This is a genomic window from Mycobacterium sp., assembly GCF_049585075.1.
Lineage (GTDB): Bacteria > Actinomycetota > Actinomycetes > Mycobacteriales > Mycobacteriaceae > Mycobacterium.
In genome coordinates, this window is the sequence record NZ_JBAUZA010000119.1 from 25,177 (window position 1) to 39,253 (window position 14,077).

Below are 14,077 nucleotides of genomic sequence, written 5' to 3' on the forward strand. Positions count from 1 at the left end.
ACCCTTGACGAACTGGGGCATGCCGTTGCACGGTATACATATGTTCACCCAAACTTTGAGAGAGCGGGTGCTGGGTTCCGACCTGATCAACCTGCTCACCGGCCCGCACGGCGTCGACCGGTACACCGAACTGCTGGCCCCCACCTGGACGCGCGGCGAGGGCCGCGCGAAGGTCGTCGAGGTACGGCGGACCACCCCGCGCAGCGTCACCCTCGTGCTCGCGCCCAACGACGCGTTCAGCGACACCGGTCGCGGCCTTCGCGCGGGGCAGTACGTCAACCTGACCCTTGAGATCGACGGTCGCCGGCACACCCGATGCTATTCACCGGCCAACGCCGAAGGCAGCTCAGATCTCGAGCTGACGATCGGACATCACGACGGCGGGCTGGTGTCGACCTTCCTGTACGAGCGAGCCCGGCGCGGCATGGTGGTCGGGCTCAGCGGCGTCGGCGGCGACTTCGTCTTGCCGGCACAACCACCCCGCCGGATTCTGTTCGTCTCCGGCGGTAGCGGCATCACGCCGGTCATGGCGATGCTGCGCACGCTGGTCAACCAGGACCATTCCGGCGAAATCGCGTTCGTGCATTACGCACGCACCCCCGCAGAGGCCTGCTACCGGCACGAGCTCGCCGAGATGGCGGGCGTACGGGTGCTGCACGGCTACACCCGGTCGGCCGGTGGCGAGTTGGAAGGCCGGTTCGGGCCGGAACACCTGGCAACGGCGATGCCGTCACCAGATGCCGTATTCGTCTGTGGCCCTGCGGCTTTAGTCGACGCCGTCCGTGAGCACTGCGAGAACGTGTACTCGGAAAGCTTCGTCGCACCGGCGCTCGAGCTGCCCGCACAGCCTTCGGGTGGGCGAGTGTGGTTCGAGGACAGCGCCGTCGAGGTGGTTGACGACGGTCGCTCGCTGCTGGAGCAGGCCGAATCAGCCGGCCTCACCCCGGAGAGCGGATGCCGGATGGGCATCTGCCACACCTGCACCCGCCGCAAAACCTGCGGTGTGGTGCGCAACCTGACCACCGGCGCGGTGTCGACCGCACCCGACGAGGACGTACAGATCTGTGTGTCCGTACCCGTCGGCGACGTCGATATCGCCCTCTAGAGAAGTTGGAGAAGTCCATGACACAGCCCAACATCGCCCTGACGCCCGAGCAGGCTGACGCCTTCGGCCGTGAACTCGACGCCATCAAGGAACGCGTGATGGCCGACCTCGGCCAGCGCGACGCCGACTACATCCGCCGTGTCATCAAAACGCAGCGTGCACTCGAAGTCGGTGGACGCGCCCTGCTGTTCGCTGGGATCCTGCCGCCGGCGTGGTTGGCGGGTACTGCGATGCTTTCAGTGGCGAAGATCCTCGACAATATGGAGATCGGCCACAACATCATGCACGGCCAGTACGACTGGATGCGTGACCCCGCCATCCGTGGCCGCGACTTCGAATGGGACACCGCGTGCCCGGCCGATCAATGGCGGCACTCGCACAACTACATGCACCACACCTACACCAACATCGTGGGCATGGACCGCGACATCGGCTACGGCATTCTGCGAATGAGCGAGGATCAGCGTTGGCAGCCGTACTTCCTGGGCAACCCGGTCTACGCCTTTCTGCTAATGGTGTTCTTTCAGTACGGGGTGGCCTTGCACGAAATGGAAACCGAGCGCATCAAGGCCGGTGAAATCCGGCTGGCTGACAAACGTGAGGTCTTGCAAGGCATTTGGCGAAAGACCCGCAAGCAGATGCTGAAGGACTATGTGGCCTTCCCGCTATTGGCCGGGCCGTTTGCGCCGTTTGTGTTCGCCGGCAACCTGTCAGCCAATCTGATCCGCAACGTCTGGTCCTACATGATCATCTTCTGCGGGCACTTCCCTGATGGCACACAAGAATTCACTGTCGAAGAGACCCGTGACGAATCCCGCGGAATGTGGTATTTCCGTCAGATCCTCGGGTCGGCGAACTTGACCGGCGGCAAGCTCTTCCACTTGCTGTCCGGCAACCTTTCGCACCAGATCGAGCATCACCTCTTCCCGGATATGCCGGCTCGGCGCTACGCGGAGGTCGCCCCCGAGGTGCGCGAGATCTGCCAGCGTTACGGCATCCCGTACAACGCGGGCTCGCTGCCAAGGCAGTTCGCCACCGTCGTGCGCAAAATCGTCAAACTGGCTCTGCCGCTGAAGAAGTCCGGCGCCGCCGAAATACACGAGTTGGTCGCCGCCTGAGTGCACTGACTGGTTGCCCCAGCTGAGGGTCATCACCCCAACTCGTAGGACTCCGGCGACACGCGGAAAAAGTGTCCGGTGCTGGCGTCGATGCATTTCACAGCCGACTGATCGCTATCGCAGCCGATCGCTCCCGCAGTAACCGGTTGGTCGTAATTCACCGGCTCGGTGGCCGCCAAGGTGCCCGGACTGTAGCCCAGAACTGGCAACTGGCCGCGCATGAGTACGAAAGTGACGGTGGCATCAGCCCGCCCGGCCGGTGGCGGTCGCGGAGGGACCCAGGTCTGGTTAACGACGTCGCACTGCGCAAAATTCGTTGGGAGCGAATGAGTGTCTTGAGGCGGGGCGTTAACCACGCTGCAGGTGATGTCTCCCGACGGCGACTGGAACTGCAAGGAGAAGGGGTTGGCGTGCGCGCGTGCCGCCGAGCCGATCGTTCCCCCCGTGATTGCCGTGCATACTCCCGCAACTACGGCCAAAAGTGCCCACCGCGCGAGACGTTCGTCGCTTGTTGATATACGACGATTGAACACACTTCGAGTGTATCGGCGACAGTTTCGCTTCCGTTGCTAAATTGTCAAGCCATGGTTAAACTGCCCGCCCTGGATGGCGTCGAGATGCTGCGCCATCCGGCGAAGGTGACCGGGTTTTCGGGCTCAATACCGCGGTGCCATATGTGACGCGCGATCTGTCGATGGTGCGCAACATCTGGCGATTCTGATACCAGATCCCGATGTTGTTGCCAGTGATCGGTCCGCGCCAGACGGGTGCGCTGGCTGCGCGGCGAATTCAACGGTGTCCCAATCGATCTCCTGGTCCGCTGGCGAAGTGGCACCCAAGACCCAGTGCTCACACCGGATCTGCTGAGCGGATATGCCGAGCACACAAGCGATTTCGAAGTCGAGCTGGTCGACGGCGTCGGTCACTGTATCGCCGGTCAGTCCACGCCGATGGTTACCTCGGTGGCCTTGATGAACACCGTCGCGGGTTGGCCGACCTTGAGGTCGAGGCTGAGCGCCGCATCTTTGGTGATCGACGAGGTGACGACCTGATCGCCGCCGTCGAGCCGCACCTTCACGATCGCCATCACGCTGCCGACGTCCACATCGGAGATGGTCCCGCTGAGCTGATTCCGTGTCGATAGCCGCATCGCATCAGCCTAGGCCGATGAGCCGGTCGGCGGTGAGGTTCGAGGGGCGGTAGCCGAGCAGTGCCACGGAGGCATGCACAGCCGGCTCGACAATCTCGCGCACGCTGTGCCCGTCTTCAACGGCGAGTGCGGTCAGTTCATGCAGACCGCCTACCAGGATCACCGCTAGCGGCCGGGTCAGCGGCGGCAGGCCGACCTTCTGAAACCCCGGGCTGGCGCTTAGGCCCATCAGCAAGCTGGTCAATAGGTGCACACCGCGACGCTGGTATGGCCGCGCCGCGGCGGCTTCCATCGACGGCAGCTCGCGGATCCAGCTCAATGTGATGGCGGGCTGGGACGCGATGTGGTCCACGTAGGTCTCTACGGCCTGACGAATCTGAATCTGCCAGTCCGCATCCGGATCGACGGCGGCGCGGATCTCATCGGCCAACCTTTCGACGTCGGCATGCAGCAACTCGAGGAAACACTGCTCCTTGCTGGGGAACTGGCCGTAGAACGTGCGCTTCGACGTGCGCGCGTGACGGACGATGTCGGCGACGGTGGTGGCGTGGTAGCCACGCTCGCCGATCGAGGCCGCGAGGCCGTCGAGCAACCGGCGTCGGAATGGGTCGATATCGACGGACTTATCGACGGACTCCGCCGAAGCCGCATCGTCAGCGACGGTTGTACCCACGTCGCCTCCTTCCGCCGAATCCCGTTCGTGCCTGCCCTTGCCAGCGCTTGGTACTACAGGGTACCGTACCGGAATACGCCCTTGGTACGGTGCAGTACCAGACCGATGTTGGGAGTGCACAGCGATGAGCACCATCGACACCCAAGCGGCCGCCGCGCCGCCCGCCCTCAAATTGCCTCCAGCGCCGCGGATGCCGAAGCCCATTCAGGGCGTTGCCTTTTCGATCTCGCGACGGTGGGCTGCGCAGTACATGACGCGTCGCCACGGCGACGCCTTCATGCTTACCGTTCCGGTGTACGGCCGCATCGTGGTGGTCGCCGATCCGCAGTTAGCCAAGCAGATTTTCACTACCAGTCCAGAGGTGCTCGGCAACATCCAGCCCAACCTGAGCAGGCTGCTCGGGTCGGGCTCCGTGTTCGCCCTCGACGGTGATGACCACCGCCAGCGCCGCCGGCTATTGGCTCCGCCCTTTCATGGCAAGAGCATCAAAAATTACGAGAGCATCATCGAAGAAGAGACACTGCGCGAGATCGCCGGCTGGCCTGAGGGCAAGATGTTCGCGACCCTGCCGTCGATGATGCGGATTACGCTCAACGCGATCCTGCGCGCTGTCTTCGGGGCCGAGGGCGCCGAGCTTGACGAGCTGCGCCGGATCCTCCCACCGTGGGTCACGTTGGGTTCCCGGCTGGCGATACTGCCCAAGCCGCCTCGGACTTTCGGCCGCTACTCCCCATGGGGCCGGCTGGCGGAGTGGCGGCGTAAATACGACGTCGTTCTCGACAGGCTGATCGCAGCAGAGCGGGCGGACCCGCACTTCGAGAATCGCAACGATGTGCTGGCGCTGATGCTGCGCAGCACGTACGAGGACGGTTCAGCCATGTCGCGCAAGGACATTGGCGATGAGCTGTTGACGCTGCTGGCGGCCGGACATGAGACCACCGCGGCCACCTTGGGCTGGGCGTTCGAGCGGCTCAGCCGGCACCCCGACGCGCTCGCGCCGCTGGTCGCCGAGGCCGACACGGACCGCAACGAACTACGGCAGGCGACCATTCTTGAGGTACAGCGCAGTAGGACAGTCATCGATTTCGCCGGCCGCCATGTGTATACGCCCCTCTATGAACTCGGCGAGTGGGTCATACCCCGCGGGTCTTCGATCCTTGTCAGCATTGGGCGAATGCACGCCAATCCCGAGGTATTTCCCGACCCGGACCGCTTCGACCCGCGGCGGTTCATCGGCACGAAACCGCCTAGCTTTGCGTGGATCCCGTTCGGCGGCGGCGCCCGTCGTTGTGTCGGCGCCGTGTTCGCCAACATGGAGATGGATGTCGTGCTGCGAACGGTGTTGCGCCACTTCACGATCGAGACCACCACCGCGCCAGGAGAGAAGTACCACTCCCGAGGGGTTGCCTACACCCCGAAGGACGGTGGAAAGATCGTCGTCCACCGGCGTTAAGATCGGCGGTCATGACTGCCAGCGACGGTGGGGCCAACCAGCTCGTGGACGGGATGAACGGCGCCCTGGAATCGACTATCCCGATTGCGCACAAGATGGGCGTGCAGGTCGTGGAGGCTCGGCGCGGTTTTGCCGCCACGACCGTCCCTGCCGAAGGCAACGGGAACCACTTCGGCGTCATCTATGCCGGCGTCCTGTTCACCGTGGCCGAAGTCCTCGGCGGGATCATTCCGCTGATCACGTTCGACACCGCCAAGTACTTCCCGCTGGTCAAAAACCTCGACATCCAATTCGTTGCGATGGCGAAATCCGATGTGCGCGCGCAAGCCAGCCTCGACGAAGAGGCGATCGCGCGCATCGAGACCGAGGCTGCCGAGCGGGGTAAGGCCGATTTCACCCTGGAGGCAGTGGTGACCGACGCTGACGGTCAGACGGTGGCCACCACCCGCGGCCTGTATCAGCTACGCGCCTTCGGCAAATAGGTAGCGCGGCCTGCGCTCAGCGATCGGCGGCGGCCCGTCGTGGCAGCTTCCAGTCGGGCCGGATGAAGTGGCAGGTGTACCCGCTGGGGTAGTGCTCCAGGTAGTCCTGGTGCTCGGGTTCGGCCTCCCAGAAGTCGCCGGCGGGGCTGACTTCGGTCACCACCTTGCCGGGCCACAGGCCGGACGCCTCGACGTCGGCGATGGTGTCTAACGCAACGCGCTTCTGCTCGTCGTCGACGTAGAAGATCGCGGAACGGTAGCTGGTTCCGACGTCGTTGCCCTGACGGTTCTTTGTGGTCGGATCGTGGATCTGGAAAAAGAATTCGAGGATCGTCCGAAAGTCGGTGCGCGCCGGGTCGTAGATGATCTCGATGGCTTCGGCGTGCGTGCCGTGGTTGCGATAGGTCGCGTTGGGGACATTCGGGTCGCCGGTGTAGCCGACCCTGGTCGACACCACCCCGGGCTGCTTGCGGATCAGGTCTTGCATGCCCCAAAAGCAGCCGCCGGCCAATATCGCCTTGCTGTTATCCGTCATCTTCTCGATTATCCATGCGTCTTGCGGAGAATGGCGTGGCAGATGAAACTGGTGCCGACCGGTTGTGCTCGGCTGGGAGAGACCTCATGGCGACCGTGAGCGTGCGTTACATCGTCAACGACGTCGACCAGGCGATCGATTTCTACTGCCGTCAACTCGGCTTTCACGAGGACATGCACCCGGCCCCGACGTTTGCAATGCTGTCCCGCGGTGACCTGCGGCTGGTGCTCAGCGCCCCGGGCGGTGGTCCCGGTGGCGGTCAGGCGATGCCCGACGGCTCGTTGCCCACGCCCGGCGGGTGGAACCGGTTCAGCGTCGAGGTCGAGGATCTGGACGCCTTCGTTGCGCAGCTGCGCGCCGGTGGTGCGCACTTTCGCAACGACATCGTGACCGGTGTCGGCGGCAAACAGATCCTGCTCGAGGATCCTTCGGGCAACCCGATCGAACTGTTCGAGCCGCTGATCCCGGAAGCAAAGCTCTGATCCCGCCGATCCAGGCTCGACAAACATCAATAGAACGTGTTCTAGTTTTTCCGTGACGACTCGCATCTTCACCCGCGATGAGCTTGCCGCCGCGTTCGAGACATTCGAGCAGACCGTCGCGCGCGCTGCCGAGACCAAAGACTGGGACGCCTGGGTCGAGCATTACACGCCGGATGTCGACTACATCGAGCACGCGGCGGGCACGATGAAGGGCCGTGACCAGGTGCTGACCTGGATCCGCAAGACAATGTCGACCTTCCCGGGAAGCCACATGACAGCCTTTCCGTCGCTGTGGTCGGTTATCGACGAGCCGACCGGGCGCATCATCTGCGAACTGGACAACCCGATGCGCGACCCCGGTGACGGCACCATCATCAGCGCGACGAACATCTCGATCATCACCTACGCGGGCGATGGCCAGTGGTGCCGGCAAGAAGACATCTACAACCCGCTGCGCTTTTTGCAGGCCGGCATCAAGTGGTGCAAGAAGGCCGAAGCGCTGGGCACCCTCGACGGCGACGCTGCGCGGTGGATGCGCCAATACGGAGGCCAGCAATGACTACCGCACCCAAGCTGGTCATCGGAGCCAACGGGTTCTTGGGCTCGCATGTCACCCGCCAACTCGTGGCGACCGGCGCCGACGTGCGCGCGATGGTGCGCGATGGCGCCAACACCCGCAGCATCGACGATCTCGACGTCACCCGATTCCATGGTGACGTCTTCGACACCGCCACCGTGCGCCAGGCGATGGACGGTTGCGACGAGGTGTACTACTGCGTGGTCGACACCCGGGCGTGGCTGCAAGACCCGGCACCGCTGTTTCGCACCAACGTCGCTGGTTTGCGCAACGTCCTTGATGTCGCCGTCGAAAACCCAATCGCCGCAAAGCTGCATCGTTTCGTGTTCACCAGCACCTATGCGACGGTGGGTCGACGGCATGGTCATGTGGCAACCGAAGATGACCAGATCGACCGCCGTGCGCTCACCCCTTATGTGGAGTCGAGGGTCCAGGCCGAGGACATGGTGCTGCGATACGCATCGGAAAAAGGTCTGCCCGCGGTCGCCATATGTGTCTCGACCACCTACGGCAGCGGTGACTGGGGCCGCACGCCGCACGGCGCGTTCATCGCCGGCGCGGTCTTCGGCAAGCTGCCTTTCCTGATGGATGGCATCCAGCTGGAGGTTGTCGGTGTCGACGACGCGGCAAGGGCGATGTTGCTGGCCGCCGAGCGCGGCCGCAACGGCGAGCGCTACCTGATCTCTGAACGCATGATTCCGCTCAAAGAGGTCGTCACGATTGCGGCCGCCGAAGCCGGTGTGCCGCCGCCGCGGCGGTCCATCTCGGCGCAGGTGCTCTACGTTCTGGGCGCACTAGGCAGCCTGAGAGCCCGGTTGACCGGTAAAGACGCCGAACTCAGCCTGGCCTCGGTGCGGATGATGCGCGCGGAAGCCCCCGTCGATCACAGCAAGGCCGGCCGCGAACTGGGTTGGCAGCCAAGGCCAGTCGAGGAATCCATCCGAGAGGCCGCGCGATTCTGGGCCGACCTTAAAAACATCAGGCAAAACAGTAAGACCGCGCCGTCCGAGTGAGCCGGAATCGCGCTTAACTTAACTGCGCGGGGCCCCGCGTGTCTTGTGTAACTGAAGTGATTTTTGCTACATAGTGTGACGCATGGTGTATGTGTGGCGCCCCCGCACTGAAGCACGTCCACCCTCAATCCGTCGTGGCTATCGCGTTCGTGCGCCGAGGCCGCGGTGACGACGACAGCGCCGCCGCGGCTCGCCGACTATGTACGTGATCAACTCGAGCCGCCACTGGCGACGGTCGGCGGCTTTGCCCGGATGTGCGTACTGGCTGGAAAAGCATTGTTCCGCAAGCCATTTCACTGGCGCGAGTGCATCGTTCAGAGCTGGTTCATCACCAGAGTCGCGATGCTACCCACCATCGCGGTCTCGATACCGCTGACCGTTCTCATTGTCTTCACGCTCAACACCTTGCTCGCCTCGTTTGGCGCCGCCGATATCTCCGGCGCGGGTGCGGCGCTGGGTGCCGTCACTCAACTAGGCCCGCTGACCACCGTGTTGGTGGTGGCCGGCGCCGGGTCGACCGCGATTTGCGCCGATTTGGGTGCGCGCACCATCCGCGAGGAAATCGACGCGATGGAGGTGCTCGGCATCGACCCCATCCACCGGCTGGTGGTGCCGCGGGTTGTGGCGGCGACCGTCGTCGCCACCTTGCTCAACGGGACCGTCATCACTATCGGTTTGGTCGGCGGCTTCATCTTCGGCGTCGGTCTGCAGAACGTTTCGGGCGGCGCATATCTCGCGACGCTGACGTTGGTAACGGGTCTGCCCGAGGTAGTCATTGCGACGATCAAGGCGGCGATATTCGGAACGATCGCAGGCCTGGTGGGCTGCTACCGGGGGCTGACGACAAAAGGCGGTCCCAAAGGAGTCGGCGTCGCCGTCAACGAAACGTTGGTGTTGTGCGTGCTTGCGCTGTTCGCGGTCAACGTGGTGCTGACCACGATCGGCGTGCGGTTCGGGACGGGCCATTGACATGGCTGATGTTTCGGCAGCTGCCGTGTTACGTGCGCGGTATCCACGCGCGGTCGCAAACTTCAATCACTATGTCGGCGGCACCCTGCGGGCGGTCAACAAGGCCGGGCACCTCACCAGGTTCGCCGTTATCGGTGGTTGGTCGATCGGGTGGGCGCTGCGTCACTATCGCAGGGAGACACTGCGACTGATCGCCCAGATCGGCATGGGCACCGGTGCGATGGCCGTCGTCGGCGGCACCGCCGCGATCGTCGGTTTCGTAACGCTCTCCGGCGGCTCGCTGATAGCCATCCAAGGCTTCGCATCGTTGGGCAACATCGGCGTCGAGGCATTCACCGGGTTCTTCGCCGCATTGGCCAACGTACGCGTGGTCACCGCCGTGGTGACCGGCGTCGCGCTGGCGGCCACCGTAGGTGCCGGCGCGACCGCCGAGTTGGGCGCCATGCGGATCAGCGAAGAGATCGACGCACTCGAGGTGATGGGTATCAAATCGGTCGCGTTCTTGGTGTCAACGCGGCTGATGGCCGGGCTGGCGGTGGTCGTCCCGCTTTATGCGATGGCACTTGTCATGTCGTTCGTGTCCGGGCAAGTCGTCACCACGCTGTTTTACGGACAGTCGGTAGGCACCTATGAGCATTACTTCCAGACCTTCTTGCGAACCGAGGACGTGTTTTGGTCGGGCGCCGAGGTCATCGTGATGGCGGTGATCGTGATGATCACCCACTGCTACTACGGATATAACGCCAGCGGTGGCCCGGTCGGGGTGGGAGAGGCCGTCGGCCGATCAATGCGCTTCTCGCTGGTTTCAACGGTGATCGTCGTCCTGCTGACGTCTCTTGCGCTCTACGGCGTCGATCCGAACTTCAACCTGACGGTGTAGCCAACGATGACGAACGCCGTGACGAAGAAGAAGGAACGCAAGCCCAGGACTTGGCCGGACACCCTGGCGGCAGTGGGACTGTTCCTGGCATGCGCGCTGGTATTTGCATTGGTATACGCGCAGTTTCGCGGGGGCTTCACCGCCAAGACCCGGCTGACAATGCTGGCAGCGCGTGCCGGTCTGGTGATGGATCAAGGCTCGAAGGTCACCTACAACGGGGTGAGCATCGGTCGGGTGGCCGGCATTTCCGAGGTTCAGCACGACGGCAAGCCGGCGGCCAAATTCGCACTCGATGTAGACCCGAAGTACGTCAGCATGATTCCGGCCAACGTGATAGCCAAGATCCAGGCGACCACCGTGTTCGGGAACAAGTACGTTTCGTTTACTTCTCCGGAAAACCCTTCTGCACAACCGATTACATCGCAAACGGTAATCGACGCGACATCGGTCACGACGGAGTTCAACACGGTGTTCGAGACGCTCGTGGAGCTTTCGCAGAGCATCGATCCGGTCAAGGTGAACCTTACGCTGAGCGCAGCGGCGCAGGCGTTAACTGGATTGGGCGATAAGTTCGGGCAGTCGATCGTCAACGGCAACAAAATTCTCGACCACCTGAATCCGCAAATGCCGATGATCCGCCACGATATCCAGCAGCTTGCGGCTCTCGGCGACGTCTACACCAAAGCTGCGCCGGATCTGTTTGACGCGCTTAAGAATGCGGTTACTACGGCACGCACGCTCAACCGGCATCAGGCGGAACTTGACGCCGCGTTGCTGGCCGCGTCCGGCTTCGCCAGTACCGGGGAAGAGGTTTTCACCCGCAGCAAGCCGTACTTGATCCGCTTGCTCGCCGACCTCGTGCCGACCGCACGTCTACTCGACACCTACAGCCCGGAGGTGTTTTGCACCCTGCGAAACTTCGCCGACCTTGCCCCCAAAGTCGCGGTGCTGGAAAGCGGTAACCACTATTCCGCGCAGCTCGGCGTTGCGCTTGCCGGAACCGAGAACCCGTATGTGTATCCGGACAATTTGCCGCGGGTAAATGCGCGGGGCGGACCCGGCGGAGGGCCCGGATGCTGGCAGCCGATCACCCGTGATCTGTGGCCGGCGCCGTATCTGGTGATGGACTCCGGCAACAGCATTGCGCCGTATAACCACTTCGAGCTCAGCCAGCCGCTCGCCAGCGAATACGTCTGGGGGCGCCAGTACGGGGAGAACACGATCAACCCATGAGAATCACCGGTACGGTTATCCGGCTCGCAGCTGTCGCATCCGTGCAGTTGTTGTTCACCGCATTCATCGTGGTGGTTTTCGGTCAAGTGCGCTTCGATCAAACCAACAGCTACTCCGCAGAGTTCAGCAATGCCAGCGGTTTACGAGCCGGTCAGTTCGTCCGGGCCTCCGGCGTGGAGGTCGGCAAAGTCAAAAAAGTTGACCTGGTCGAGGGCGACAAGCGGATACGGGTCGACTTCACCGTCGACCGCTCGGTGCCGCTGTACCAGTCGACGACCGCCGAGATCCGCTACCAGGACTTGATCGGCAACCGCTATCTGGAAATCGACCGCGGGACAGGGGAAAACGCCGACCGGGTGCTGCCGCCGGGCGGATTCATTCCGCTATCACGCACCGAGCCGGCTCTGGACCTCGACGCCCTCATCGGTGGCTTCAAGCCGCTGTTTCGCGCTCTGGATCCGCAGAAGGTCAACAGTATCGCCTCATCGATCATCACCATCTTCCAGGGCGAGGGCGGCACCATCAACGACATTCTCGATCAGACCGCGCAGCTGACTGATCGGTTGGCCGAAAGCGACCAGGCGGTCGGTCAGGTGATCGCCAACCTGAACACGGTGCTGGACACCACAGTTCGGCACCGGAAACAGTTCGACGAGACGATCAACAAATTCGAGGTCCTGATTACCGGTCTGAAGGGCCGGGCCGCCGATCTCGCTGACGGCACCGCGCACATCAGCAACGCCGCCGCAACGGTGGCCGACCTGCTGGCCGACAACCGGGCCCTGCTGCACGACACGGTCGGCCGCCTGGAAAACGTCGCCGGGCCACTCGTCGAGCAGCACGACAAGCTCGGCGACCTGCTGGGAAAGCTACCTAACGCGTTCAACATCATCGGACGAGCCAGCGGCATCTACGGTGACTTCTTCAACTTCTACCTCTGCGACCTCGCCATCAAAGTCAACGGGCTGCAGCCGGGCGGCCCGGTTCGTTCGGTCAAGCTCTGGGCGCAGCCGTCGGGCAGGTGCACGCTGCAATGAGATCGCTGCAACCCGCCAACCGGGTGCGTGTCGGAGTGCTTGCCATCGCCGTGGTGGTGCTCGTTGTCGGTGTGGGACAAAGCTTTAGCAGCCTGCCGATGCTGTTCGCCACCGCGAGCTACTACGCCCAGTTCAGCGACTCCGGCGGATTGAGCAAGGGCGACAAGGTTCGCGTCCTCGGCATGGACGTCGGAACGGTGCAAGATCTCAAGATCGACGGGGACCACGTCGTGATGAAGTTCTCGACCGGCGCACGCACCATCGGTACCGAGAGCCGGCTGGCGATCCGCACCGACACGCTGCTGGGCAAGAAGGTGCTCGAGATCGAGCCGCGAGGTACCCAACCGCTGCGGCCAGGTGCGGTATTGGCACTGGGGCAGAGCACTACTCCGTATCAGATTTATGACGCGTTCTTCGACGTCACCAAAGGCGCTTCGGGATGGAACATCAACACCGTCAAAAGATCGCTGAATGTGTTGTCGCAGACCATCAACCAGACCTCCCCGCACTTGAGTGCGGCCCTCGATGGGGTGGCCAAGTTCTCCGACACCCTCGGCAAGCGCGACGAGCAACTCAAACACCTGCTCGCCGACGCCAGGAAAGTGGCCAGTGTTCTCGGTGACCGCAGTAAACAGATCAACGCGCTGCTCCGAAACACCCAGGAGTTGCTGGCAGCGTTTAACGAGCGTGGACGAGCCATCAACGCGCTGCTGGCCAACGTGGCGGCCTTCTCCGCCCAGGTGCAGGGTCTGATCAAGGACAACCCGAACCTGCACCACCTACTTGAGCAGCTGAGCACCGTCACCGATCTGCTGGTCGAGCACAAGAAAGACCTTGCCGCCTCGCTGACTACCCTGCGCAACTACACCGCGGCGTTGAGCGAGGCGGTCGGCTCCGGGCCCTACTTCAAGGTGATGATCGGCAACTTGCTGCCGTACTGGATGCTGCAGCCGTGGGTGGACGCCGCATTCCAGAAACGCGGGATCGACCCGGAGAACTTCTGGCGCAGCGCCGGCCTGCCCGCCTTCCGGTTTCCTGACCCCAACGGCACGCGGTTCACCAACGGTGCACCTCCGCCTGCGCCACCGGTACTCGAGGGCACCCCGGATCACCCAGGACCCGCGGTGGCGCCGGGCACGCCGTGTTCCTATGTCCCGCCGGCAGAACTCCTACCGCGGCCGGATAACCCGATGCCATGCGCGGGCGTCGATCAAGGACAGGGTCCCTTCGGGCCCAACGGACCATACCCGGTGTTGCCGGATGTGCTCTCGTCACCGCCGAAGCCGAAGGGTCTGCCGCCGACGCCGGGGATCCCCGTCGCCGGACGCCCCGCCGAGCCGGCGCCCGATTTGCCGGGCACGCCCGTGCCC

The 14,077-nt window shown here is 63.4% G+C and carries 16 protein-coding genes and 1 pseudogene; 13 read left to right on the forward strand and 4 right to left on the reverse strand.

From position 1 onward, the window contains the following. The first annotated feature begins 40 nt into the window (after nt 1–40). Together WB785_RS05495 and WB785_RS05500 are read left to right on the forward strand one after the other, a co-directional pair. Nucleotides 41–1,105, forward strand: coding sequence for a ferredoxin reductase (locus tag WB785_RS05495; protein ID WP_424077720.1), 1,065 nt, complete (start codon nt 41–43; stop codon nt 1,103–1,105). 17 nt (nt 1,106–1,122) lie between these two features. Then, entirely contained in the window at nt 1,123–2,223 is a 1,101-nt protein-coding gene (locus WB785_RS05500) for a fatty acid desaturase family protein (RefSeq protein WP_424077721.1), read from the forward strand. Nucleotides 2,224–2,255: 32 nt separating this feature from the next. On the opposite strand, the gene WB785_RS05505 is transcribed toward WB785_RS05500, so the two are convergent. Next, nucleotides 2,256–2,444: a hypothetical protein gene (locus tag WB785_RS05505; protein WP_424077722.1), complete on the reverse strand. Its 189-nt coding sequence runs from the start codon at nt 2,442–2,444 to the stop codon at nt 2,256–2,258. A 360-nt stretch (nt 2,445–2,804) separates the two neighbouring features. On the opposite strand from WB785_RS05505, the pseudogene WB785_RS05510 reads away from it, so the two are divergent. Further along, nucleotides 2,805–3,179 (forward strand): annotated as a pseudogene (locus tag WB785_RS05510) (alpha/beta fold hydrolase); the annotation flags it as partial. Here the strand turns inward: WB785_RS05510 and WB785_RS05515 are convergent. Together WB785_RS05515 and WB785_RS05520 are read right to left on the reverse strand one after the other, a co-directional pair. Next, the gene (locus WB785_RS05515) at nt 3,161–3,373 is read right to left on the reverse strand and encodes a TOBE domain-containing protein (RefSeq protein WP_424077723.1); all 213 of its coding nucleotides are present in this window, start codon (nt 3,371–3,373) and stop codon (nt 3,161–3,163) included. The pseudogene WB785_RS05510 and the gene WB785_RS05515 overlap by 19 nt on opposite strands. Nucleotides 3,374–3,377: 4 nt before the next feature. Further along, on the reverse strand, nt 3,378–4,046 hold the full coding sequence (locus WB785_RS05520) for a TetR/AcrR family transcriptional regulator (RefSeq protein ID WP_424077724.1): 669 nt from the start codon (nt 4,044–4,046) through the stop codon (nt 3,378–3,380). A 124-nt stretch (nt 4,047–4,170) separates the two neighbouring features. Between WB785_RS05520 and WB785_RS05525 the strand changes: the two genes are divergently transcribed. Both WB785_RS05525 and WB785_RS05530 read left to right on the forward strand, forming a co-directional pair. After that, a complete protein-coding gene (locus WB785_RS05525; RefSeq protein WP_424077726.1) occupies nt 4,171–5,499 on the forward strand; it encodes a cytochrome P450 in 1,329 nt (442 codons plus the stop codon). An 11-nt stretch (nt 5,500–5,510) separates the two neighbouring features. Next, entirely contained in the window at nt 5,511–5,981 is a 471-nt protein-coding gene (locus WB785_RS05530; protein ID WP_424077727.1) for a PaaI family thioesterase, read from the forward strand. Between the two features lie 16 nt (nt 5,982–5,997). On the opposite strand, the gene msrA is transcribed toward WB785_RS05530, so the two are convergent. Beyond that, on the reverse strand, nt 5,998–6,516 hold the full coding sequence (msrA, locus tag WB785_RS05535) for a peptide-methionine (S)-S-oxide reductase MsrA (protein ID WP_424077729.1): 519 nt from the start codon (nt 6,514–6,516) through the stop codon (nt 5,998–6,000). Nucleotides 6,517–6,602: 86 nt separating this feature from the next. Here msrA and WB785_RS05540 point away from each other — a divergent pair, with 86 nt between their 5' ends. From WB785_RS05540 to WB785_RS05575, 8 genes are all read left to right on the forward strand, one after another. Next, the gene (locus WB785_RS05540; protein ID WP_424077730.1) at nt 6,603–6,998 is read left to right on the forward strand and encodes a VOC family protein; all 396 of its coding nucleotides are present in this window, start codon (nt 6,603–6,605) and stop codon (nt 6,996–6,998) included. A gap of 52 nt (nt 6,999–7,050) precedes the next feature. Further along, nucleotides 7,051–7,557: a nuclear transport factor 2 family protein gene (locus WB785_RS05545; RefSeq protein WP_424077732.1), complete on the forward strand. Its 507-nt coding sequence runs from the start codon at nt 7,051–7,053 to the stop codon at nt 7,555–7,557. After that, on the forward strand, nt 7,554–8,588 hold the full coding sequence (locus tag WB785_RS05550) for an NAD-dependent epimerase/dehydratase family protein (protein WP_424077734.1): 1,035 nt from the start codon (nt 7,554–7,556) through the stop codon (nt 8,586–8,588). Before WB785_RS05545 ends, WB785_RS05550 begins: the two co-directional genes overlap by 4 nt. A 252-nt stretch (nt 8,589–8,840) precedes the next feature. Continuing rightward, entirely contained in the window at nt 8,841–9,557 is a 717-nt protein-coding gene (locus WB785_RS05555; RefSeq protein WP_424077740.1) for an MlaE family ABC transporter permease, read from the forward strand. A 1-nt stretch (nt 9,558) separates the two neighbouring features. Beyond that, nucleotides 9,559–10,437 carry an ABC transporter permease gene (locus WB785_RS05560; RefSeq protein ID WP_424077735.1) on the forward strand — a complete coding sequence of 293 codons (879 nt, stop codon included), beginning with the start codon at nt 9,559–9,561 and terminating at the stop codon, nt 10,435–10,437. A gap of 6 nt (nt 10,438–10,443) precedes the next feature. Further along, nucleotides 10,444–11,670 (forward strand): MCE family protein, encoded by a 1,227-nt coding sequence (locus WB785_RS05565; RefSeq protein WP_424077736.1) that lies wholly within the window; start codon nt 10,444–10,446, stop codon nt 11,668–11,670. Further along, a complete protein-coding gene (locus WB785_RS05570) occupies nt 11,667–12,707 on the forward strand; it encodes a virulence factor Mce family protein (RefSeq protein ID WP_424077737.1) in 1,041 nt (346 codons plus the stop codon). The genes WB785_RS05565 and WB785_RS05570 overlap by 4 nt, the downstream gene beginning before the upstream one ends. Then, nucleotides 12,704–14,077: MCE family protein (locus WB785_RS05575; RefSeq protein ID WP_424077738.1), on the forward strand; the 1,374-nt coding region annotated here is incomplete at its 3' end. The genes WB785_RS05570 and WB785_RS05575, both read left to right, overlap by 4 nt.

What these genes read in the sequence shown, in the direction of transcription:
- WB785_RS05495 (WP_424077720.1), top strand. Translation starts at nt 41, where the DNA reads ATGTTCACCCAAACTTTGAGAGAGCGGGTGCTGGGTTCCGACCTGATC.
- WB785_RS05500 (WP_424077721.1), top strand. Translation starts at nt 1,123, where the DNA reads ATGACACAGCCCAACATCGCCCTGACGCCCGAGCAGGCTGACGCCTTC.
- WB785_RS05505 (WP_424077722.1), bottom strand. Translation starts at nt 2,444, where the DNA reads ATGCGCGGCCAGTTGCCAGTTCTGGGCTACAGTCCGGGCACCTTGGCG.
- WB785_RS05515 (WP_424077723.1), bottom strand. Translation starts at nt 3,373, where the DNA reads ATGCGGCTATCGACACGGAATCAGCTCAGCGGGACCATCTCCGATGTG.
- WB785_RS05525 (WP_424077726.1), top strand. Translation starts at nt 4,171, where the DNA reads ATGAGCACCATCGACACCCAAGCGGCCGCCGCGCCGCCCGCCCTCAAA.
- WB785_RS05530 (WP_424077727.1), top strand. Translation starts at nt 5,511, where the DNA reads ATGACTGCCAGCGACGGTGGGGCCAACCAGCTCGTGGACGGGATGAAC.
- msrA (WP_424077729.1), bottom strand. Translation starts at nt 6,516, where the DNA reads ATGACGGATAACAGCAAGGCGATATTGGCCGGCGGCTGCTTTTGGGGC.
- WB785_RS05540 (WP_424077730.1), top strand. Translation starts at nt 6,603, where the DNA reads ATGGCGACCGTGAGCGTGCGTTACATCGTCAACGACGTCGACCAGGCG.
- WB785_RS05550 (WP_424077734.1), top strand. Translation starts at nt 7,554, where the DNA reads ATGACTACCGCACCCAAGCTGGTCATCGGAGCCAACGGGTTCTTGGGC.
- WB785_RS05555 (WP_424077740.1), top strand. Translation starts at nt 8,841, where the DNA reads ATGTGCGTACTGGCTGGAAAAGCATTGTTCCGCAAGCCATTTCACTGG.
- WB785_RS05560 (WP_424077735.1), top strand. Translation starts at nt 9,559, where the DNA reads ATGGCTGATGTTTCGGCAGCTGCCGTGTTACGTGCGCGGTATCCACGC.
- WB785_RS05565 (WP_424077736.1), top strand. Translation starts at nt 10,444, where the DNA reads ATGACGAACGCCGTGACGAAGAAGAAGGAACGCAAGCCCAGGACTTGG.
- WB785_RS05570 (WP_424077737.1), top strand. Translation starts at nt 11,667, where the DNA reads ATGAGAATCACCGGTACGGTTATCCGGCTCGCAGCTGTCGCATCCGTG.